Below are 21,962 nucleotides of genomic sequence, written 5' to 3'. Positions count from 1 at the left end.
CGCCTTGCGTACGCCAGCACGGCGGGGTCTCGGCGCGAAGATGGGGTCTCGGGGGTGAAGGTGTTAGAACCAGTCGCTCTCGCGGACCTCGCGCATCGCGGTCTTGCGGTCCTCCGGCGCGAGCCTCGTGAGGTAGAGCTTGCCGTCGAGGTGGTCGGTCTCGTGCTGCAGCGCCTGCGCGAGCAGGCCCTCGCCCTCGAGCACCACCGGTTCGCCGTCGAGGTCGATCCCCTCGACCCGCGCCCATGGGTGGCGGAGAGCGTCATGCCAGAGTCCTGGGACCGAGAGACAGCCTTCGCCGGTGGGCGCGGGCTCGCCTCGCACCTCAGTCAGCACCGGATTGAGCACATAGCCGATGTCACCGTCGATGTTGTAGCTGAAGGCGCGTGCCGCCACGCCGATCTGCGGCGCTGCGACGCCGGCTCTGCCTGGCAGTTCGACGGTCTCGATGAGGTCGGCGACGAGCGCTCGCACGCCGTCGTCGATCTCTCCGATCGGCTCGCACACGGTGCGCAGCACAGGGTCGCCGAAGATGCGGATCTCGCGAACAGTCATCAGGCTGCGCTCGCGCGGAGACCCTCGACGAGGGATGCCGCCAGCTCACGAGCCGCCTGACGGGTCTCGGGCTGCAGGTTGGCGAACACGATGGCTCCGCCACCGGCGATCTGCGAGTCGTACGGCATGCGCACCACGCTCTTCGCACGCGTCGCGAAGTGCGCCTCGAGCTCATTCAGGCGCACGAGCGGGCTGCCAGGGGTCGACTGGTTAAGGACGACGATCGATCGTCGGGCCAGCTCTGCGTAGCCGTTCGTCTCGAGCCACGTCAGAGTCTCAGAGGCGAGACGCGCCTCGTCGACGCTGAGGCCGGAGACGATGATGAGCTGATCCGCCAGGTCGAGAGTCGCCCCCATGACGGAGTGCACGATACCGGTGCCGGTGTCGGTCAGCACGAGCGAGTAGTAGTGGGCCGCGACGTTCGCGACGTCGCGGTAGTCATCGTCGCTGAACGCTTCGGCGATGCGCGGATCGGCATCGGATGCGAGCACGTCGAGCCTCGTGGAGTCGCGCGCGACGATCGACGAGACGTCGTGATATCCCTTGATCTCGTCATGGGCGCGCACGAGGTCGCGCACAGATTTGCTGTGCGTGCGCACGATGCGGTCGGCCAGTGTGCCACGGTCGGGATTCGCATCCACTGCGATCACCCGATCGTCTCGGGCGTCCGCCAGCGCCATGCCCAGCAGTGCGGTGATCGTCGTCTTGCCGACACCGCCCTTGCGCGAGAGCACCGGCACGAACCGCGCACCGCCCGCGAGGGGTGCGGCGATACGCGAGGTGAGAGCCTTGCGCTCGCGGGCGCGCCTGCCGTCGCCGATGTTGATGCGTCGCCCGGATGCCGCATACAGCAAGTGGCTCCACGCGCCTTCCGGCTCGGGCTTCGTCACCTGGTGAGGATCGAGCAGCCGGTCGGCTGTGAGCAGATCCGCCGACTCACGCGTCGCCTGACCCAACTGGTCGCCGAGCCGCTTCGAAGTCAGGGCGACCTCGGGTCGGGCCGCGGCCGGACGCTGTGCGATCGTCGTCTCCGCGGGCTTCCCGTCCGGCTTCGGAGTCTCTTCGGGGTTCGTCACGGTCTCGCTCTTCGCTTTCTCTGCCGGAACGGATGCCGCGGATGCAGGAGTCGCGGATGCTGGTGCCGCAGACGCGGGCGTCGCGGTTGCTGCGGCGTCCTGCTTCAGCGTGGCGGCGATCCACGCAGCTGTCGCGCTCTCGGGTCGCGGCGGCGTAGCGGCTCTGGCCGCCGGCCCGGGCTCGGGTGCGATCACGGGCTCGGGTGCGGTCACGGGCTCAGGTGCGGCCACGGGCTCAGGTGAAGATACGGGCTCAGCCGCCGGTGCGGGCTCAGCAGCCGCCACGCGCGCAGGTGGCTTCTTCTTCGTCTGGGGCTTTGCCTTCGGCGCCGTTCGTGCGGGGGCAGCAGGTGCAGCGACGACGGCGGCGCTCACCGTCTCGTCAGCGGACGCCGACGAGCGGTCGATCTGCTCGTCAGCGACCTGCACTTCAGCGTCAGCATCCCCAACCTGCTCGCCGTCGTGAGCCGACACGATCTCAGAATGCGCCTCCGGCACCGGATCCGGCTCGACGACAGCCTCCACGATCACCTCGTCCGACCCGTCTGCGGGTGCCGGCTCCGCGGCGACAGCTCCGACATCCTCCGCCGGCAGTTCGATGACGATGCCGATCCTGTCCTCATGGATGCGGCCGACCTCGCTCGCGGCCACCGCGGCGGCCTCGACGGGCGGGTCGATGATGAGTTCCGAGTGGATCTCACCATCGAGCACCGCGTCGTCGACGAGGTCGTCGTCCTCGTCCTGCGGAAGGGCGACGCTCACCTGAGCGGTCTGTCCGAGGATGCCGATCGCCGTCGTGTCCAACGATGCGGCGTCGTCGAGTACGCCGCGGGTTTCGTCCTCCGCGGAGTCGGATGGGTTCTTCGGTGTCACTGTGTCACTCCAAGCTTGTGCGAGCGTATCGCTCGCACAAGATTACTGGGCAGGACGTATGACGACCAAAAGGTCACCGGCGTCCACCTGCTGAGTGACGCCGATCGCGAGCCGATCGATGACGCCGTCCACGGGTGCGGTGATGGCCGCCTCCATCTTCATCGCCTCGATGGATGCCACCGGCTCACCGGCGCGCACGGTGTCGCCGACGTCGACTTTGAGCGAGACCACGCCGGAGAACGGCGCCGCCACCTGTCCCGGCTTCGATGTGTCGGCCTTCTCGACCTCGTGCGCGTCGACCGCGATCGACCGATCCCGCACGAACACCGGACGCAACTGCCCGTTCAGGGTCGTCATGACGGTGCGCATGCCCCGCTCGTCGGCTTCGCCGATGGCTTCGAGACCGACGTACAACTGCACGCCGCGGTCGATCTCGACGAGGTGCTCCTGCCCCTGCACCAGCCCGTACAGGTAATCGCTGGTGTCGAGCACCGACAGATCTCCGAAGAGTTCACGCCGTTGCGCGAACTCGCGGGTCGGCGCCGGGAACAGCAGCATGTTCAGCCGCTCGCGCCGCTGCTGGCTGGTACCGGCCAGTGCCTTCTCGTCCTCGGCGGAGATCTCCGTGAGACCCGTGCGAACCTCACGCCCGGCGAGCACCTTCGTGCGGAACGGCTCGGGCCATCCGCCGGGCAGTTCGCCCAGCTCTCCGGCCATGAAGCCGACCACCGAGTCCGGGATGTCGTACTTCTCCGGGTTCGCCTCGAAGTCCGCAGGATCGGCGCGCACCGCCGCGAGATGCAGCGCGAGGTCGCCGACGACCTTCGACGAGGGCGTCACCTTGGGAACGCGTCCGAGGATGCGGTCGGCCGCGGCGTACATGTCCTCGATGAGCTCGAAGTGCTCAGCGAGACCCAGTGCCTTGGCCTGCTGGCGCAGGTTCGACAGCTGACCGCCCGGGATCTCGTGGTGGTACACGCGACCGGTGGGGCCGGGCAGGCCCGACTCGAACGGCGCGTACTGGTTGCGCACCGCCTCCCAGTAGGGCTCGAGATCGGAGACGGCATCCAGATCGACGCCGCTGTCGCGGTCGGTGTGCACCAGCGCCGCGACGAGCGATGACAGCGACGGCTGGCTCGTCGTACCGGACAGCGGGGCGGATGCCGCATCCACCGCGTCGACGCCGGCGTTGCTGGCTGCGAGAAGCGTCGCGAGCTGTCCGCCGGGGGTGTCATGGGTGTGCAGGTGCACCGGCAGATCGAAGCGCTCGCGCAGCGCCGTGACGAGCTTCGCCGCGGCAGCGGGACGCAGCAGTCCTGCCATGTCCTTGATGGCGAGCACATGCGCCCCGGCAGCCACGATCTGCTCGGCGAGGCGGAGGTAGTAATCCAGCGTGTACAGATCTTCGGCCGGGTTCAGCAGATCCCCGGTGTAGCACAGCGCGACCTCGGCGATCGAGGTACCGGTGGCGCGCACGGCATCGATGGCCGGCCGCATCTGGGAGGCGTCGTTGAGTGCGTCGAAGATGCGGAAGATGTCGACACCGCTCGCGGCGGCCTCGGCGACGAACGCCTCGGTGACCGCCGTCGGGTAGGGTGTGTATCCGACGGTGTTGCGCCCGCGCAGCAGCATCTGGATGTTGATGTTCGGCAGAGCCGCCCGCAGCTTGTCGAGCCGCTCCCAGGGATCTTCGCCGAGGAAGCGGAGCGCGACGTCATACGTCGCGCCTCCCCAGGCCTCGACCGACAGCAGCTCGGGCGTGAGCCGCGCAAGGTACGGGGCTGCGGCGACGAGATCGCGTGTGCGCACGCGGGTGGCGAGCAGCGACTGATGCGCATCCCGGAACGTCGTGTCGGTGATCGCGAGTGCGCTCTGCTCGCGCAGACTCTTCGCGAAGGCGTCCGGTCCGAGCTCGAGCAGGCGCTGGCGAGATCCGGGAACCGGCTCGGCGTTGAGGTCGATGTTCGGCAGCTTCGTCACGGGGTCCGCCACGCCGGGGTGGGCGCCGTTCGGCTTGTTGACCGTGACATCGACGAGCCAGTTCAGCAGCCTCGTGCCGCGGTCCTTCGATGCGCGACCGCGCAGCAGCTCAGGACGCTCGTCGATGAACGACGTGCTGACATCGCCGGCGATGAAGTCCTCGTCCTCGAGCAGCGCCTGCAGGAAGGGGATGTTCGTGGAGACGCCTCGGATGCGGAACTCCGCCAGCGCACGGCGTGCGCGACCGACAGCGGCTTCGAAGTCACGGCCACGGCAGGTGAGCTTGGAGAGCATCGAATCGAAGTGAGGGCTGATCTGCGCGCCCTGGTGCACCGTGCCGCCGTCGAGGCGGATGCCGGCACCGCCCGGGGAGCGGTAGGTCGTGATCTTGCCCGTGTCTGGACGGAAGCCCTGCGTGGGGTCCTCCGTCGTGATGCGGCACTGCAGTGCTGCGCCGCGCAGGCGGATGTCGCCCTGCTGTAGGCCGAGCGCGGCGAGCGTCTCACCGGCGGCGATGCGCATCTGCGACTGCACGAGGTCGACATCGGTGACCTCTTCGGTCACCGTGTGCTCCACCTGGATGCGCGGGTTCATCTCGATGAAGACGACCTCGCCGGTGCGCTCCCCCGCCGTCTCGAGCAGGAACTCCACTGTGCCGGCGTTCTCGTAGCCGATCGATCGGGCGAACGCGATCGCGTAGCCGTGCAGAGCGGTGCGGATGCTGTCATCCAGGTTCGGCGCAGGGGCGATCTCGACGACCTTCTGATGACGGCGCTGCACGGAGCAGTCCCGCTCGAACAGGTGCACCGTCTCGCCGCTCTTGTCGGCGAGGATCTGCACCTCGATGTGGCGAGGCCGGACGACGGCCTGCTCGAGGAACATCCTGGCGTCGCCGAAGGCGCTCTCTGCTTCGCGCATGGCCTCTGACAGCGCAGGGGCGAGGTCTCCCTTGGTCTCGACGCGGCGCATGCCGCGGCCGCCGCCGCCCGCGACGGCTTTGGCGAACAGCGGGAATCCGATGTCGTCGGCCTGCGCGAGGAGTTCGTCGACGTCGGATGACGCCTCGGTGGACTTCAGAACCGGAACGCCGGCCTCGATCGCATGATGCTTCGCCTCGACCTTGTTACCCGCCATCTCGAGCACCTTCGAGGGCGGACCGATGAAGACGATGCCGTTCTCTGCAGCGCGCTCGGCGAGATCAGGGTTCTCGGACAAGAAGCCGTATCCGGGGTAGATCGCGTCAGCACCCGACTCGAGTGCGACACGGATGATCTCGTCGACGTCGAGGTACGCACGCACTGGATGGCCGCGCTCGCCGATCTCATAGGCCTCATCGGCCTTGAGCCGGTGCTGAGAGCCGCGGTCCTCATACGGGAACACCGCGACGGTGCGTGCCCCCACCTCGAACGCAGCTCTGAACGCGCGGATCGCGATCTCACCGCGGTTTGCCACAAGAATCTTCTGGAACATGCACACCTCTGATGGCTCGTTGTACGCCGTATTCGACGTTCACGGGGCGGGGCTGAGTGTCTTCCAAGCCTAGGGGAAGGTAACGTGGTGTCCGTGCACGTACTCAGCGTCAGCTCTCTCAAGGGAGGCGTCGGCAAGACGACCGTGACTCTCGGACTGGCCTCAGCGGCCTTCGCCCGAGGCGTCCGGACCCTCGTCGTCGACCTCGACCCGCAATCCGACGTGTCCACCGGCATGGACATCCAGGTCGCCGGCCGGCTCAACATCGCCGACGTCCTGGCGAATCCCAAGGAGAAGGTCGTCCGTCAGGCGATCACCTCCAGCGGTTGGGCGAAGGTGCACCCCGGCACGATCGATGTCCTGATCGGCAGCCCGTCCGCCATCAACTTCGACGGTCCCCACCCGAGCGTGCGCGACGTCTGGAAGCTCGAAGAGGCACTCGCCTCCGTCGAGAGCGACTACGACCTCGTCCTCGTCGACTGCGCGCCTTCGCTGAACGCGCTCACGCGCACAGCCTGGGCCGCCAGCGACCGCGTCATCGTCGTCACCGAACCCGGTCTGTTCTCGGTTGCCGCCGCCGACCGCGCCCTGCGCGCGATCGAGGAGATCCGTCGCGGCCTCTCCCCTCGTCTCCAGCCGCTCGGCATCGTCGTGAACCGCGTGCGCCCTCAGTCGATCGAGCACCAGTTCCGCATCAAGGAGCTGCGTGACATGTTCGGCCCGCTGGTGCTCTCGCCTCAGTTGCCTGAACGCACCTCGCTGCAGCAGGCCCAGGGCGCGGCCAAGCCGCTGCACATCTGGCCTGGGGACTCCGCTCAGGAGCTCGCAGCCGACTTCGACCTGCTGCTGGATCGGATCATCCGCACCGGCCGCGTGCCTGTCCCGGAGACCGGCGCCGCTTCCTGAGAGCCGTCGCTTCGACTCGTCGCTGCGCTCCTCGCTCACCCCGTTTCGTCTCGCTCCGCTCGCTCAACGACCCGCAGTGGCTGCGCCGGCCTGACCAGAACGTCACCTCGGCGGGGCGTTGAGCGACGAGGTCGCCGGCCTGACAGAATGTCACCTCGGCGGGGCGTTGAGCGACGAGCTCGCCGGCCTGACAGAAGGTCACCTCGGCGGGGCGTTGAGCGACGAGCGAAGCGAGGAGACGAAACGGGTTGAGCGAGCCGCAGGCGAGTCGAAGCCTTCTCAGGCCGTGCGCTTGGACCGACGGGCAGACAGCTCGTCGACGGGGTCGGGAGCAGTGGGGTCGAACTCGACGAGCGTCGACTCGACCTCGCGCAGGACTTTGCCCACGGCGATGCCGAACACGCCCTGACCCCGGCTGACGAGGTCGATGACCTCATCGTTCGACGTGCAGAGGTAGACGGATGCGCCGTCGCTCATGAGCGTGGTTCCGGCGAGATCACGGATGCCGGCGGCACGCAGCTGCTCGACCGCGATGCGGATCTGCTGCAAGGAGATGCCGGTGTCGAGCAGACGCTTCACGAGCTTGAGCACGAGGATGTCGCGGAAGCCGTACATGCGCTGCGAGCCGGAGCCGCTGGCGCCGCGAACGGTGGGCTCGACGAGCTCGGTGCGCGCCCAGTAGTCGAGTTGACGGTAGGTGATGCCGGCTGCACGGGCCGCGACCGCACCGCGGTAGCCGACCTCGTCGTCCATCGCGGGCAGACCGTCCGTGAAGAGGAGTTCCGTCACGAACTGCGGGTCGCCTGCACGCTCATCCGCATTCATACTGAATTCCTCCCTGAAGCATTTGTCTCAACGCTAGAGCAGTGCCCCGGCGCCGGCAATGACATCCGCCCATCGGCGAAGGTGTGTCGCAACCAGTTCGTTACGAAAGCACTCGGGTGAGCGCTTCCTTGACGAAGAGCGAACGCACTTCGTCGATCTTCGTGGCCAGTTCCGGAGCCATCTCACGCGCTTTTCCGCGGGAGGTGGCATCCGTTCGCCGAAGGAGTGCCGACATCGCGGATTCGATCAGCGAGACCTCGCGCTCCGCGCTCTGGCGCAGGGTGCGCAGGTGCCGCGGTTCGATTCCGTGGCGGTCGAGCGCGACGAGACTGCGCAGCAGGGTGACCGTCGCCTCCGGGTAGTTCTCCGCCGCCACGATAATGCCGGTGCTGATGGCGTCGTTCAGGATCTGAGGTCCTGCGCCGGCTGCCGAGAGCAACTCATCGCGTCGGTAGCGCCGGGGCGCAGGGGTGATGGACGGCGGCGGCGTGAACGCCGTCGCCGCGTCGCCGCTTGCCTCTGCCTCATCCAGCTGCTCGCGGATCACGCTCAACGGCAGGTAGTGGTCGCGCTGCAGTGTGAGTCCGAGCCGGAGTCGATCGATGTCCGCCTGCGAGAACTTGCGATAGCCCGACTCTGTGCGCGACGGGCTGACGATGCCCTGCACCTCGAGGAAGCGCAGCTTGCTGGAGGAGAGATCGGGGAACTCGGGCGTGAGGCGGGCGAGTACCTGACCGATACTCAGAAGACCCGCGGACGCAGAGCGATCGCGGGCGTGAAGTGCCACCATCAGTCGTTCGCCGCCGGGAGGTCGGCGGTCGAGGCGAAGAAGTTCAGTCGGAACTTGCCGACGCGCAGCTCATAGCCGTTCGCGAGCGTGCTGCGGTCGACGCGCTCACCGTTGACGTATGTGCCGTTGAGCGAACGCTGATCGATGATCTCGAACTGGCTGCCTGACCGGGTGATCTCCGCGTGACGGCGTGAGACGGTGACATCGTCGAAGAAGATGTCGGCCTCAGGGTGACGCCCGATCGTGGTGACATCGGTGTCGAGGAGGTAGCGAGCACCTGCCAGCGCGCCAGAGCGGACCAGCAGCAATGCTGACCCGGCAGGAAGCGCGCCGATCGCTGCCTGCTCGACATCGGTGAGCTCTGCGCCGAAGGGCACGAAGGACAGGTCGGAGTCGTGTCCGAATGTCTGTGTGGCGTCGTGCCTCTGCTCGCCGTCGCGGTGAATGGCTGCGTCGCCTGCCGATCGGCTGTTGTTGTCTGTCACGGTTGCCCTCCTCGCTGTCCAGACTAACTGATCCCGCGCCGCCGCCGGGAGGGTCTGTACGAGACAGCGCCCGCACATCGACGTTTCCTATGCTGAGACTGTACGCACCCTCACAGTTCGACGATCCCGCCCCGATCGCTCCGACCTCAGCGGGGATCTACGCCCCCGGCCGGTTCCGACGACCCTGCGGAGCGATAGGCTTTGGACATGCCACATTTCGACGTCGTCATCCTCGGCGCGGGCCCCGGCGGGTATGTCGCCGCAGTCCGCAGCGCACAGCTCGGTCTGAAGACCGCGATCATCGAAGAGAAGTACTGGGGTGGGATCTGCCTGAACGTCGGCTGCATCCCTTCCAAGGCGCTTCTGAAGAATGCAGAACTCGCCCACACCCTGAACCACAAGGCCGAATTCTTCGGCATCTCCGGTGAGTTCACGATCGACTTCGGCAAGGCGTTCGATCGCTCGCGCGAGGTCGCCAACGGCCGGGTCAAGGGCATCCACTTCCTGATGAAGAAGAACAAGGTGACCGAGTACGACGGTCGCGGAACCTTCACCGGCCCGAAGGCTATTTCGGTCGCCAAGGCCGACGGTGACGTCGAAGAGGTCACGTTCGACAACGTCATCATCGCTACGGGTTCCAAGGTCCGTCTGCTGCCTGGTGTCGAGCTCAGCGAGAACGTCGTCACCTTCGAGGAGCAGATCCTCACCCGCGAGCTTCCAGAGTCGATCGTCATCGTCGGCGCCGGTGCCATCGGCATGGAGTTCGCATACGTCCTGACGAACTACGGCGTCAAGGTCACGATCATCGAGTTCCTCGACCGCGCCCTCCCCAATGAGGATGCCGACGTGTCGAAGGAGATCACGAAGCAGTACAAGAACTACGGCGTCGACATCCTCACCTCCACCAAGGTCGAGAAGGTCGTCGACAACGGCTCGTCCGTCACGGTCACCTACACGGGCAAGGACGGCCAGCAGGCATCGATCGAGGCCGCCAAGGTGCTGATGTCGGTCGGCTTCGCGCCGAACGTCGAGGGCTTCGGACTCGAGGCGACCGGCGTGAAGCTCACCGAGCGCGGCGCGATCGACATCGATGACCACATGAAGACGAACGTCGACGGCATCTACGCCATCGGCGACGTCACGATGAAGCTGCAGCTCGCGCACGTCGCCGAGGCGCAGGGCGTCGTCGCAGCCGAGACCATCGGCGGAGCCGAGACGCAGACGCTGGGCGATTACCGCATGATGCCGCGCGCGACGTTCTGCTCGCCGCAGGTCGCCTCGTTCGGCCTCACCGAGCAGCAGGCCAAGGACGAGGGCCGCGAGATCAAGGTCTCGACGTTCCCCTTCATGGCGAACGGCAAGGCGCACGGTCTCGGCGAGCCGGTCGGCTTCGTCAAGCTGATCGCGGATGCCGAGCACCTCGAGCTCATCGGCGCGCACATGATCGGCCCCGACGTCTCCGAGCTTCTCCCCGAGCTGACGCTCGCGCAGAAGTGGGACCTCACGGCTCTCGAGCTGGCGCGCAACGTGCACACGCACCCGACGCTGTCGGAGGCGCTGCAGGAGGGCTTCCACGGCCTCGCAGGTCACATGATCAACTTTTGAGTCGAGGGGACTCAATGCTGCGAAGCAGCGTTGAGTCCCCTTCGGCTCAAGATTGAGCGAGCCCGCCGAAGGCGCGCGAGTCGAAATCCCTACTGAGGTCGCAGAGCTGCCAGCGTCTCGGCGACGACTTCGGATACGACGCCGGCGGCGGCCGCCCGGTCCTCCGGGACGAGTCCGATACGGGTGCGGCGGTCGAGGACATCGTCTGCGTCGAGCGCCCCTTCCGCGCGCACAGCGAAGGCCACCTCCGCACGGATGACCTGGATACCGTCAGCCACGCGTTCGGCGCCGCCGGAGCCGCTGGCGGCGAGAACCGCTGCCGCCTCCGCGCCATACCGCGAGCGGAGCGTGGCCGACGAACGACGCGAGGCGACAGGGTCAGCGATCGGCACCGGCGAGCCGGGGGCTCCGACGAGCGGAAGACGATCGGTACGGCATCCGGGGTCGTCGAGTCCCGCATGCCTGCAGGCGAGGTCGACGGCATCCTTCGCCATGGCGCGGTAGGTCGTCAGCTTGCCGCCGAGGATGCTGACAGAGCCGTTCGACGACACCTCGACGCGGTGGCGACGGGAGATGTCCGCAGTCGAATCGTCCGCACCGGACTCGACGAGCGGGCGCAGCCCGGCAAAGGAGCCGCGGACGTCGCTGCGGCTCAGCGGACGCTCGAGCGCCCGCGACAGCGTGGCAAGCAGGAAGTCGATCTCGTCACCGGTGGGAGACGGCACATCCGGAATCAGGCCGGGGGCATCGACGTCGGTGAGGCCGACGATGACGCGTCCGAGCTGGGTGGGCAGCGCGAACACGTAACGGCTGATCGATCCGGGGTGCGGCACGGTGAGCGCGGCGGTCGGATTTCCCAGCGCCGCTGCATCGAGGACGATGTGCGTTCCCCTGCTGGGTCGGAGGCGGATGTCGGTGTCGAGCTGCCCTGCCCACACACCCGCGGCGTTCACGACGACCCTGGCGCGCACGCGCACCGAGCCGCCGCCGAGCGCGTCCTCGAGAGTGGCACCGTCTCCGCCGACATCCGTCACGCGCGTCCGGGTGAGGATCGTCGCACCGTGAGCGGCTGCGGTACGGGCGATCGCCGTGACGAGTCGTGCGTCGTCGATCAGCTGGCCGTCGGCTGCGACCATCCCGCCGCGCAGGCCGCTGCGACTCACCGCGGGGAACATGGCGACGGCCTCCCCCGCCGACGCTCGATGCGGACGAGGCAGAACGGCACCGGGCGTCCCGGCGATGCGGCGCAGCCCGTCGCCGAGCAAGAAGCCGATACTCCCGATCGTGCGCTGCCTGAACGAGACACCCTCCACGAAGGGAAGCAGCTGCGGCAGCGGCCGGACGAGATGCGGCGCGATGCGCGTCATCAGCAGGTGGCGCTCGACCGCGCTCTCCCGGGCAACCGCCAGGTCGCCTGAGGCGAGGTAGCGCAGCCCGCCGTGGACGAGCTTCGAGCTCCAGCGACTCGTGCCGAAGGCGAGATCGTGCGCCTCGGCGAGCACGACGGAGAGTCCGCGGCTGGCCGCATCCAGTGCCACTCCGACGCCGGTCACACCGCCGCCGATCACCAGCAGATCGATCTCACCGCCTTCTGCGAGCGTCTCCAGCTCCCGCATCCGTCGGCGCGTGTTCAACATCGACGAGGCCCTGACGCCGGCCCCGGGGGCCTCTCCTGCATTTCCGGTGGTCATGGCAGCAGATACCCCTCCACGGCGCGAGTGAGCTCACGATGCCATTCCGACGCGCCGATCAGCGAGGAGACAGCTTGGCGGGAGAGAACGGCGGACTGCACGATGAGCAGCAGCATCACCGACATGTCGCCCGGGCTGCCCTCGCGCACGGTACCGTCGGCCTGTCCCCGTGCGATCGCATGCTCCAGCCAGCGCAGCATGGCGCGCTGGCTCGAGCCGATCCGCTCGAGGCTGTACTGGGTGAACACCTCCGGTTCGCGATCCAGCAGCCGCCCGAAGACCCGATCGTCGCGGAAGAGCCCGGAGAAGCGCATCACTTCTGCGACGAGCTCGTGTCCGGTACGCACATCGGACGACATCCTCTCGATGATCGACACCGTCTGCCTGAGCAGGGCAGCGCGCACCACCTCATCCGTCCCCGCCCACCGGCGGTAGATGGTCGGCCTGCTCACTCGCGCGTCACGGGCCAGCTCCGCGATGGTGAATCCACCGGTGCCGCGAGAGGCGATGAGATCGGATGCCACGTCGAGCAGCCGTGCGTCGACCTCATCCCAGACGGGGATTGTGGATTCGCTCACTGACACCGCGAGCGCTTGACGATCTTCCATGATCTGTCACACTGTAACGCATGACGACGGAGACTACACCGGCCTCGACGACGAGCTGGAACGGCTGGGGCGACCCGGCACTGGCCAAGGATCTTCCGCTGGCCGTGCGCGCTCTGCTTCCCAGGATCCTCGGGCGCATCCGCCGACCTGAGCCGCCCGCCGCGCTCTCCGACGCGATCGTTGCCCCCTCCGCTCTCACCGACGAGGATCGGTCGGGCTTGGCCGCGATGATCGGCGAGGACGCCGTCCACACGGATGACGAGAGCCGCATCCGGCATTCAGGTGGCCGGTCCACGCCCGATCTCCTGCGCCTGCGTACTGCACATCAGGCCACCCCCGACGCAGTCGTCTCGCCACGCGATCACGATGAAGTCGTCCGGGTGCTCGGCTTCGCGTCAGAGCACGACATCGCCGTCGTCCCCTTCGGCGGCGGGACGAGCGTCGTCGGCGCTCTCGCGCCGGAACGCGGTGCGCACCGGGCTGTCATATCCCTGGACCTGCGAGGTCTGAGCGGCCTGCTGCACTTCGACGAGGTCAGCGGTGAAGCCCGCTTCCTCGCAGGGACGACCGGGCCGGAGGCCGAGCGTCTGCTCACGGCGCACGGGTTCGAACTCGGGCATTTTCCGCAGAGCTTCCTCTACGCGACCCTCGGCGGCTTCGCGTCGGCCCGCTCGTCCGGCCAGAACTCCGCCGGCAACGGTCGCTTCGACGCGATGGTCACCGCGCTGCGCGTCGCGACGCCGACCGGTGAGGTCAGCCTCGGCGGATCGCCCGGATCCGCGGCCGGCCCCGACCTGATGCGCCTCTTCCTCGGAGCGGAGGGCACGCTCGGCGTCATCACCGAGTTGACCGTCCGCGTGCATCGGCTGCCCGAAGCGCGCCGATACGAGGGATGGACGTTCCCCGATTTCGCGACCGGCACAGATGCGCTCCGCCGCGTCGCGCAGCTCGGCACAGGGCCCACTGTCATCCGTCTGTCGGATGAGGCCGAGACCGGTATCGGACTCGCGCAGCACGGCCGCGTCGGCAAGGCGCTGTCGAAGGGATGCGGCGCGATCACCGTCTTCGAAGGCGACGCTGCGGTCGTCGCCGCGCGTCAGGAGCTCACGGCACGGGTGCTCACCGAGGCCGGCGGACGCTCGACCGGTCCCGCGCCGGCGGAGGAATGGGCTCGCGGACGGTTCGGTGCCCCCTACCTGCGCGACGCGCTGCTCGATCATGGCGCCTTCTGCGAGACGCTGGAGACTGCGACGACCTGGGCCGATCTCCCCGGGCTGAAGGCCGCTGTCACCGAAGCCATCCGTTCCGGCTTCGCCGCACAGGACTCGAAGTCACTCGTCATGTGCCACATCTCCCACATCTACCCCACCGGCGCGGCGCTGTACTTCACGATCATCGGCAATCTGCGCGGCGACGTGCTCGAACAATGGGCTCTGATCAAATCACGTGTGAACGACGCGATCCTCGCCCACAGCGGCACGATCAGTCACCACCACGGCGTGGGCAGGGACCACGCGCCCTGGTTCGCACGTGAGGTCGGTGACGGCGGCATCCGGATGCTGCGCGCCGTGAAGGACGAGCTCGACCCGTCCGGGATCATGAACCCCGGCGCGCTGCTGCCGACGCCCGCCTCGGACAAGAGGAGCTGACGTGAAGCACGTCTTCGTTCTCGCCAATCCCGAGGCGGGGCGTGGCAGGGGCGCCTCGGCCCGCGACGCTGCCATCGCCCGTCTGCGTGAACTCGACGTCCGCGTGACCGTGCGCACCGGCTCATCGACGGCCGAGACCCGTCTCTTCGCGAGCGAGGCCGTCGCCACGCGGCCGGACGTCCTCGTCATCGTCGGCGGCGACGGCACTCTGGCCATCGTCCTGGACGTGCTCGTCGGCACCGGGATTCCGCTCGTGCTGGTACCGGCCGGCACCGGCAACGACCTCGCGCGGGCTCTCGGCATACCGTTCGGGTCGGCCGAGTCCGCAGCGGTCGCAGTCTCGGCCGCCGCCCATGGCGTTCCCCGAGCCCTCGACGTCGGAGAGGCGGTCTGCCCTGACGGCACCGCGCTGTTCCTCACTGTCGCCGCGCTCGGCTTCGACGCCAAGGTCAGCGAACGCACCAACACGCTCCGCTGGCCGCGCGGGCGCGCCCGCTACTACCTGGCGATGATCATCGAGCTGATCCGTCTGAAGCCCATGGCATTCGCCCTGCGCGCCGAGGGCGTCGATAGCCCGCTCTCGCACGGCACGCTGATCGCTGTCGGCAACACCCGCAGTTACGGCGGCGGGATGCCGGTCTGTCCGCTGGCAGACCCGCACGACGGCGTGTTCGACGTCGTGCACATCGCGCCGGTGGGCAGGATGAAGCTCATCCGCCTTCTCCCCCGGCTGCTGCGCGGCACGCACGTGCAGCTGCCGGAGGTGACGACCCTGCGCGCCGCCGAGGTCGAGGTGTCCGCCCCCGGACTCGTCGTGTACGCCGACGGCGAGCGCGTCGGCTCGGAGAGCGTGCGCATCGTTACGCTTTCAGGAGCTCTGCAGATCCTGCTTCCCCCGATCGACGACGATCAGGCGGATTCCGCCACGCGAAAGGCACATCGATGAATGAACGCTTCGATCACGACGTCGTGATCATCGGCTCCGGCTTCGGAGGCTCTGTGGCCGCCCTGCGATCGGTCGAGAAGGGGTATCGGGTGCACGTGTACGAGGCGGGTCGCCGCTTCGCCGACGATGACTTCGCGAAGACGGCGTGGGATGTCAGGCGCTATCTGTGGGCTCCCGTCCTCGGATGCTTCGGGGTGCAGCGCATCCACAAACTGCCGCACGTCATGATCCTCGCCGGGGCCGGCGTCGGCGGTGGATCACTCAACTACGCCAACACCCTCTACCGGCCGGGCGAGGAATTCTTCGTCGACGGGCACTGGCCGGGCGGGTTCGACTGGGAAACGGAGCTCGATCCGCACTATGCGACGGCTCGGCGGATGCTGGGCGTCGTGGAGCGCTACCCGCACACCGGACCGGTCGAGCGGATCATGGCCGGGGCGGCCGAGGATCTCGGTGTGGGCGACACCTTCCGTCATGCGCCGGTCGGCGTCTACTTCGGCAAGCCGGGCGTGACCGCACCCGACCCCTACTTCTCGGGCGAAGGGCCGGCCCGCACCGGCTGCACGCTCTGCGGCAACTGCATGGTGGGCTGCCGGGTGGGCGCGAAGAACACGCTCGCCAAGAACTACCTCGCGCTCGCGGAGAAGCGCGGCGCGGTGATCGAACCACTGCGCACGGTCGTCGACGTGAAGCCTCTCGACGGCGGCGGCTACGCCGTGACGACGGTGCGCAGCGGAGCCTGGATCCGGCGCCCGAGAACCGTGACCGCCGAGCAGGTCGTCTTCGCCGGCGGCACCTGGGGCACGCAGTCCCTTCTGCACCGGATGAAGGCGACCGGCTCGCTCCCCCGTCTGTCCGAATCCCTCGGTCACCTCACCCGGACGAACTCCGAGGCGCTGGACGGCGCCATCTCGGTCGCCGTCCCGGAGGAGGTCGGCCTCGCCCACGGTGTCGCGATCACGACCTCGTTCCACGTCGACGAGCGCACTCACGTCGAGAACGTGCGATACGGTCCAGGCTCGAACCTGATGGGGATGCTGGCCACCGGGCTCGTCGACGGTGGCCGTCCTCTCATCTCGCGGCTCGGGGCGCTCATCGTGCAGACGCTCCGGGCTCCCCTCACCACCCTCCGACTCGGCTCACTGCGCCGCTGGAGCGAGCGGGGCATCATCGCGCTCGTCATGCAGACCGCCGACAATTCACTCACGCTCTCCGTGAAGCGGCGCTTCGGCCGGTACCGGCTGACGAGTGCGCAGGGCGAGGGAGAACCGAACCCGTCCTACCTGCCAGGGGCCCACCGCGCCGCTCGTGCGATCGCGGCGCGACTCGAGAAGGAGGGCGGCGTGCGCGCCGAAGCCCGCGGCTCCTGGCCAGAGGTCTTCGGCATCCCGCTGACAGCGCACTTCCTCGGCGGCGCGATCGTCTCCGACTCCACCGAACGTGGCGTCGTCGATCCGTACCACCGCATCTGGGGATACCCGGGGCTGCATGTCGTCGACGGCGCCGCGGTTCCGGCCAACCCCGGTGTGAATCCCTCCCTGACCATCACGGCGATGGCGGAGCGGGCGATGGCCCGCTGGCCGCGTCATGGCGAGCAGGATGCCCGGCCGCCGCAGCCGGACTGACGGCCGGTCGATCACGGGCGCGCTCACAGGCCGCGCATCGTGATCAGATCTGCAGCGCCGCGGCGCAGCGGCGGCGAGCCGAGTGCTCTGATCACCATGTTGCGGGCCCCCAGAGCGGCACCGTGCGCCGGCTGTCCCATCCTCATGTAGAACGATGAACGTCGCTGGGCCCGCGCGGCAGAGCGCAGCGTGCGTCGTTCGTACGCGCTGAAATCGGGGACCTCGCCGCGCAGCGACCTCTCGATGGCTGCCGCCAGTTGTCGCGCGCCGCTCCAGCCGAGGTTCATGCCCTGTCCGCCGATTGGGCTGGTCTCGTGCAGTGAATCGCCGAGCAGCACCACACGGCCCGCGGCTGCGCGCGTCGCCCTGTGCTGCTGCGCGCGAAACGCAGTGGGCACGACCTCCGTCGTCCGATCGATTCGGATGCCGGTGCGCTCCTCCACCTCCTGCGCGAACGCGGCTCCATCGTGCAGTCGTTCGTGCGGATCCGCCACGACCCATCGCCTTCGTCCCTCCGGCAGCGGGAAGGACTCCACGATTCCGCGCGGCTCGCAGTACAGGTGCACTCTCGTGCTCGGCTCCTCATCGGCGATGTCCGTCATCGCGTACGAGCCGCTTCCCGGCCGTTCACGCCAGGGGATGCCCAGGCTGCGACGAATCGTGCTGCGCACCCCGTCCGCCGCGACGACGATGGATGCGGTGGCCTCGCGGGCCACCCCACCGGCCTCGACCACGAGGCGCACGGCCTCTCCCTCATCTCGAACGTCGCTCACGACGTGGCCGAGGCGCACGGCATCCGATCGCACGTCGGCGAGCCGCGCCGAGAGCAGCGCATGCGTGCGGTGCTGCGGGAGGATGAGCACCCGCTGGCGCTCCGTGAACGAGACCGACGCGAGCACTCGACCGCCGCTGAGCACGTCGCCCCCGTCCAGCGCCACCGCGTGGCGTCTGGCTTCCTCACCCACACCCACCGCGTCGAGGGCCGCGCCGCCCGGAGGATGGATCCCGATCGCCCTGGAGCGGTCATCTCCTGCCTCCCGTTGCTCGTACACGGAGACATCGATCCCGTCCTGAGCCAGCAGACACGCCAGCAGCAGACCGACCGGGCCGGCGCCCACGATCACGACGTCATGATCCGGCATCTGCCACCTCGTACCGCAACTCGATCCGCGCGGGAAGGGCGGTCCGCACCTGCCATCCGCTGGGGACGACGGCGGAGAGCTCAGCGGGCGTGTACGCGCGACGGATGCTGGTGAGTCCGTCGGCGCGGATGAAGGAGTCGGAGAGCAGATTCCCCGCGAACGGCAGAGTGCCAGTGGCGAAGGCCAGATACGCGAGTGTGCTGCGGGCGATGTCGCGATGGATGACGAGACCGCCGTGGGATATGAGCGCGGCAGAATCCCGCATCAGCGCCGTCAGCTCTGCACCGCTCAGATGGTGCAGCAGATGGTTCGAGATCACGACGTCGTACGTCTCACCGGCATCCACGAGTTCGCTCGTGTACGCGCATCGGTACTCCACATGGCCTCCACGACCGCGTGCCCACCGAATGGCTCTCGCGTCGGCATCCAGTGCGGTGATCTCGACAGCCAGTCCGTCTCTGCGTGACCAGCCGGCGAGTGAGCGTGACACGTCCCCGCCGCCGGCGCCGACGTCGAGAACCCTGATCGACCGCTGTCGTGCCAACGGACGGATGTCACGTCGGTACACGGTCCGCCACCGCGAGACGACCGCGTTGATCAGCGGGAAGCGCTCGTAGGTGCGCTCCAGCATCCGAGCATCCGCATCCGGATCGTCCATCAGCTCACGTGCATCGACGGCGCGCACCGAGAGGTCAGCTCTCATGACTCCCCGGTGCGACCACGGTCATCAGCGCGCATTCGGCCGTGAGCCCCGGCCCGAATGCCATCGCCGCGACGCGTTCCCCGTCCTGCGCCCCCTCGTCCAGGATCCGGCGCATGACGAACAGCACCGTCGCGCTGGACATGTTGCCGTACTCCCGCAGCACTTCTCTGGCCGGCACCATCTGAGCATCTGAGAGGAGCAGCTTCTCCTGCACCCGATCCACGATGCTGCGTCCGCCGGGATGGATCGCCCAGTGCGCGATGCGCTCGCCGATCGAGTCGTCCGCGAACGCCTCGGCCAACGCCTCCTCCGGCGCGTACAGCGGCCTGAGCGCGTCGTGGATGTGATCGCCGATGAGCTGCGGAACAGCCGTCGACAGGACCATCTCGAACCCGTGGTCGCCGATCGTCCACGCCATGTCCTTCTTGCCCTCCGGGATGATGCCGGTGTGGAAGCGGTCGAGAGCGAAGCCGGCGACCTCGGACTCGAAGCTCCGAGACGTGACGAGTCCGGCTGCCGCGCCGTCCGCGAACAGCGAGGTCGCGACGATCATGTCCGGGTCGTCGGTGGAGCGCAGGTGCAGCGTGCACAGTTCGACACTGACCACCAGAACCACGGCATCCGGATCCCCGGCGCAGAACTCGCTCGCAGCTCGCAGCGCAGGCATCGACGCGTAGCAGCCCATGAAGCCGAAGTGCTGGCGGCGCACACCGTCTCGCAGCCCGAGAGCGCGGGCGATCTCGTAGTCGGGACCCGGCGCGTAGAACCCGGTGCACGAGACCGTGATGACGTGCGTGACATCGGCGGCGGTGATGTCGGGGTCGGCCTCGAGCGTGCGTCTGGCGGCCTCGACGAACAGCCGCCCCGCCTCGCGGATGTACACCTCGTTGCGCGCCTTCGTTCCCGGCTCGAGCAGCAGGCCGCTGTCACGGTCGAAGAACTGGGGCGTGGCGACATCAGCGGAGAAGGACAGCTCCTCCAGCACGGTGTGCCTGGTGTCGATGCCCGATCCGTTGAACGATGCCGAGACGATGCGCTTGGCCAGGCGACTGAGCTCCGGCTGCGCGGCGAAGACATCTCGCACCTGCTCCTGCACCAGCACCGTCTCCGGCACGATCGTCTGGATGGAGCGCAGCACAGCGGATGGCGTCATGTGTGTCACTCAAGCACGACACTGCCTTCACAGGGAAGGGGCTTGATCTCAGAAGCCGAGTGCGCGAGCGAGCTTCGATCCGGATGCCGCGTGCCTGCCGCCTGCGGCGAAGATCGCAGTTTCGACGGCTGTGAAGAACGCCTCACGTCCTGCGGCGTCCGCAGGCGCGGCAGGTCCGAGCTCCATCTCCCATTCGCGCCATTCGCGCTCGGTCCCCGAGCGGAGGTCCGTGGCGCGCACGTGATCGTCGACGAACTCGGCGACGATGCCGCCAGGGCCGGTGAGCAGATAGGCCGTGCGATCGTTGCGGATGCGCGCGAGCGGGGTGAGCGGGTCGGTCGTCCATCGCGAGATCGCGGTGGTGACGAGATCCGGCACGGCCTCCGACTCGCCCAGCGGCCACCCCAGCTCGAGCCGTCCGTCGCCCTCGCGCGGACCTTTGATGTGCCAGCCCTCGTCCGGCCCTCCGGTGCGGCGGCGCAGTGCCACGCCGGAGCGCGACAGCGCAGCATCCGCCGTGTCGAAGTAGCGGGCGTCGAGCGCGCGATGCTCGCCGGATGTCACCGCATCAACGCCCGGCGCAGCCTGCCAGACCGGCAGGGGCGTAGCGGTGTCGACGTCGTACTTGCGCTCGACCTCGACCGTGCGCGACGGCTCGGTCGTCACTGTCTTAATCGTCGCTGGGCGAGATGTCGTCGCTGGATTCGACGAACCAGAACCCCACCTCTGTGGGTCCGTCGCTCGCGCCGGTGTTTGATGCTTCGGCGGCGCCTCGCCGGTAGATGACCTGGGTCGCGCCGTACGGTGCGATCAGTCTGTCCTGCTCGAGGTCTTCGAGCGGAAGGATCTGCCCGTCGAGCGGGCCGTCGTGAAGTCGTGCGATTGCCATGTGCTCACCATAGTCCTGAGTGCGCGGCATAGTCCTGAGCACGCGGCGTGGTGCTCAAGCCGCGACGACGCCGAGGACCGCGCCGATGATCATCCAGGGCCCGAACGCGATGCGGGTGGAGCGGTCCGCCCGGCGCAGCGCCATGAGAACGAGGGCGTAGAGCGCCCCGAGCACGAAGGCTGATGCCGCGCCGACGGCGAGCGCCTGCCAGCCGTGCCAGCCCAGTACCAGACCGATCACCGCCGCGAGCTTCACGTCGCCCCCGCCGATCCCGCCTCTGCTCGTGGCGCGCAGCACGGCGTAGATGCCGCCGAGCACCAGCATTCCGATCACACCGCCGATCAGCGGGCCGCTCTGCCCTGTCACGAGTGCGTCGATGCCCACCAGCGCCAGCGCTGCCGCCAGCGTCGGCAGCACGATCCGGTTCGGCAGCCGGTGGGTGCGCGCGTCGATCACGAGCAGCCAGATGCCGATACCGATCAGTGCGATGTGCACGAGCACGACGATCACGTCGTACGGCGTCACGGCTGAGGGCATGCCCGAAGGTTACGAGAACGACGGATGCCGTGGGTGGGGGCTGTGGATAACCTGCGTCCAGCGGCGCACTCCAGCGTCTCAGAGATCGATGATGTCGAGATCGACCGTGAGCATGTCGCCCTCTTCGATGCCCTGCGCGTCGCGGATCGCCTTCTTCAGCGGCAGTACGAACGCGTTGTCGCTGAAGAAGATCGATGTCCGCCAGATGGACGCGCCGATCCTGGCCTGCACGCGCAATGAGCCGAAGCCCCGCTTCGGCGCCGGCAGTTCGCGGAGCTCCAGCGAGAGCTCTTCAGGCAGGGTCGCGAAGTACCACGACTCCACGCGCTTGTCCCAGCGCGTGACCGGACTCTCGAACTCGATCTGCATGCGTCAAAGGTAGCGCGAAACCCGGTGTCGGATGTGCGAACTAGCATGAGAGCCTCACTTGCTTTATTCGTATATAAGTTCGAGG

Annotated in this window: 20 protein-coding genes; 5 read left to right on the top strand and 15 right to left on the bottom strand. The window is 68.1% G+C overall.

The window, feature by feature from the left end; translation table 11 throughout:
- Nucleotides 1-63: 63 nt before the first annotated feature.
- From def to JF52_RS0115365, 3 genes are read right to left on the bottom strand one after another with little or no spacing between them, the layout of a single operon-like run.
- A complete protein-coding gene (gene def, locus JF52_RS0115375; RefSeq protein ID WP_033107472.1) occupies nt 64-555 on the bottom strand; it encodes a peptide deformylase in 492 nt (163 codons plus the stop codon).
- Nucleotides 555-2,504, bottom strand: coding sequence for a MinD/ParA family ATP-binding protein (locus JF52_RS0115370; RefSeq protein ID WP_033107471.1), 1,950 nt, complete (start codon nt 2,502-2,504; stop codon nt 555-557). The genes def and JF52_RS0115370 overlap by 1 nt, the downstream gene beginning before the upstream one ends.
- 42 nt (nt 2,505-2,546) lie before the next feature.
- Complete coding sequence (locus tag JF52_RS0115365) at nt 2,547-5,954, bottom strand: pyruvate carboxylase (protein ID WP_033107470.1); 3,408 nt, start codon at nt 5,952-5,954, stop codon at nt 2,547-2,549.
- Between the two features lie 93 nt (nt 5,955-6,047).
- Here JF52_RS0115365 and JF52_RS0115360 point away from each other — a divergent pair, with 93 nt between their 5' ends.
- On the top strand, nt 6,048-6,860 hold the full coding sequence (locus tag JF52_RS0115360; RefSeq protein ID WP_033107611.1) for a ParA family protein: 813 nt from the start codon (nt 6,048-6,050) through the stop codon (nt 6,858-6,860).
- A 279-nt stretch (nt 6,861-7,139) separates the two neighbouring features.
- Here the strand turns inward: JF52_RS0115360 and JF52_RS0115355 are convergent, their stop codons facing one another.
- From JF52_RS0115355 to JF52_RS0115345, 3 genes are all read right to left on the bottom strand, one after another.
- Nucleotides 7,140-7,685 (bottom strand): MerR family transcriptional regulator, encoded by a 546-nt coding sequence (locus JF52_RS0115355; protein WP_033107469.1) that lies wholly within the window; start codon nt 7,683-7,685, stop codon nt 7,140-7,142.
- A gap of 100 nt (nt 7,686-7,785) precedes the next feature.
- Nucleotides 7,786-8,475: a transcriptional regulator FtsR gene (ftsR, locus tag JF52_RS0115350; RefSeq protein WP_033107468.1), complete on the bottom strand. Its 690-nt coding sequence runs from the start codon at nt 8,473-8,475 to the stop codon at nt 7,786-7,788.
- On the bottom strand, nt 8,475-8,960 hold the full coding sequence (locus JF52_RS0115345) for an FHA domain-containing protein (RefSeq protein ID WP_033107467.1): 486 nt from the start codon (nt 8,958-8,960) through the stop codon (nt 8,475-8,477). The genes ftsR and JF52_RS0115345 overlap by 1 nt, the downstream gene beginning before the upstream one ends.
- 207 nt (nt 8,961-9,167) lie before the next feature.
- On the opposite strand from JF52_RS0115345, the gene lpdA reads away from it, so the two are divergent.
- Complete coding sequence (gene lpdA / locus JF52_RS0115340) at nt 9,168-10,565, top strand: dihydrolipoyl dehydrogenase (RefSeq protein ID WP_033107466.1); 1,398 nt, start codon at nt 9,168-9,170, stop codon at nt 10,563-10,565.
- Between the two features lie 89 nt (nt 10,566-10,654).
- On the opposite strand, the gene JF52_RS0115335 is transcribed toward lpdA, so the two are convergent.
- The gene (locus JF52_RS0115335) at nt 10,655-12,256 is read right to left on the bottom strand and encodes a glycerol-3-phosphate dehydrogenase/oxidase (RefSeq protein ID WP_052167110.1); all 1,602 of its coding nucleotides are present in this window, start codon (nt 12,254-12,256) and stop codon (nt 10,655-10,657) included.
- Entirely contained in the window at nt 12,253-12,864 is a 612-nt protein-coding gene (locus JF52_RS0115330) for a TetR/AcrR family transcriptional regulator (RefSeq protein WP_033107465.1), read from the bottom strand. The genes JF52_RS0115335 and JF52_RS0115330 overlap by 4 nt, the downstream gene beginning before the upstream one ends.
- A gap of 20 nt (nt 12,865-12,884) precedes the next feature.
- Between JF52_RS0115330 and JF52_RS0115325 the strand changes: the two genes are divergently transcribed.
- Genes JF52_RS0115325 through JF52_RS0115315 form a run of 3 tightly spaced genes read left to right on the top strand, consistent with a single transcriptional unit; the run spans nt 12,885 to nt 17,084 of the window.
- Nucleotides 12,885-14,513, top strand: a complete 1,629-nt coding sequence (locus JF52_RS0115325; protein ID WP_052167109.1) for an FAD-binding oxidoreductase — start codon at nt 12,885-12,887, stop codon at nt 14,511-14,513.
- 1 nt (nt 14,514) lies between these two features.
- Nucleotides 14,515-15,459, top strand: a complete 945-nt coding sequence (locus JF52_RS0115320; protein WP_052167108.1) for a YegS/Rv2252/BmrU family lipid kinase — start codon at nt 14,515-14,517, stop codon at nt 15,457-15,459.
- Nucleotides 15,456-17,084 (top strand): GMC oxidoreductase, encoded by a 1,629-nt coding sequence (locus JF52_RS0115315; protein WP_033107464.1) that lies wholly within the window; start codon nt 15,456-15,458, stop codon nt 17,082-17,084. Before JF52_RS0115320 ends, JF52_RS0115315 begins: the two co-directional genes overlap by 4 nt.
- 23 nt (nt 17,085-17,107) lie before the next feature.
- On the opposite strand, the gene JF52_RS0115310 is transcribed toward JF52_RS0115315, so the two are convergent.
- The 7 genes from JF52_RS0115310 to JF52_RS0115280 form a co-directional block, all read right to left on the bottom strand.
- Nucleotides 17,108-18,226 (bottom strand): FAD-dependent oxidoreductase, encoded by a 1,119-nt coding sequence (locus tag JF52_RS0115310; RefSeq protein ID WP_052167107.1) that lies wholly within the window; start codon nt 18,224-18,226, stop codon nt 17,108-17,110.
- Complete coding sequence (locus JF52_RS0115305; RefSeq protein WP_033107463.1) at nt 18,213-18,929, bottom strand: methyltransferase domain-containing protein; 717 nt, start codon at nt 18,927-18,929, stop codon at nt 18,213-18,215. The genes JF52_RS0115310 and JF52_RS0115305 overlap by 14 nt, the downstream gene beginning before the upstream one ends.
- The gene (locus JF52_RS0115300) at nt 18,919-20,082 is read right to left on the bottom strand and encodes a type III polyketide synthase (RefSeq protein ID WP_033107462.1); all 1,164 of its coding nucleotides are present in this window, start codon (nt 20,080-20,082) and stop codon (nt 18,919-18,921) included. Before JF52_RS0115300 ends, JF52_RS0115305 begins: the two co-directional genes overlap by 11 nt.
- Before the next feature lie 48 nt (nt 20,083-20,130).
- Nucleotides 20,131-20,748: a CYTH domain-containing protein gene (locus tag JF52_RS0115295; RefSeq protein ID WP_033107461.1), complete on the bottom strand. Its 618-nt coding sequence runs from the start codon at nt 20,746-20,748 to the stop codon at nt 20,131-20,133.
- A 4-nt stretch (nt 20,749-20,752) separates the two neighbouring features.
- Nucleotides 20,753-20,971 (bottom strand): hypothetical protein, encoded by a 219-nt coding sequence (locus tag JF52_RS0115290; RefSeq protein ID WP_033107606.1) that lies wholly within the window; start codon nt 20,969-20,971, stop codon nt 20,753-20,755.
- A gap of 54 nt (nt 20,972-21,025) precedes the next feature.
- Nucleotides 21,026-21,508, bottom strand: coding sequence for a prepilin peptidase (locus JF52_RS0115285; RefSeq protein WP_033107460.1), 483 nt, complete (start codon nt 21,506-21,508; stop codon nt 21,026-21,028).
- Nucleotides 21,509-21,586: 78 nt separating this feature from the next.
- On the bottom strand, nt 21,587-21,877 hold the full coding sequence (locus JF52_RS0115280) for a DUF1905 domain-containing protein (protein ID WP_033107459.1): 291 nt from the start codon (nt 21,875-21,877) through the stop codon (nt 21,587-21,589).
- Nucleotides 21,878-21,962 lie beyond the last annotated feature (85 nt).

The sequence above is a fragment of the Microbacterium profundi genome (assembly GCF_000763375.1).
GTDB classification, from domain to species: domain Bacteria; phylum Actinomycetota; class Actinomycetes; order Actinomycetales; family Microbacteriaceae; genus Microbacterium; species Microbacterium profundi.
Note: the sequence above shows the minus strand (reverse complement) of the source record. Positions and strands in the feature narration are given on the sequence as shown.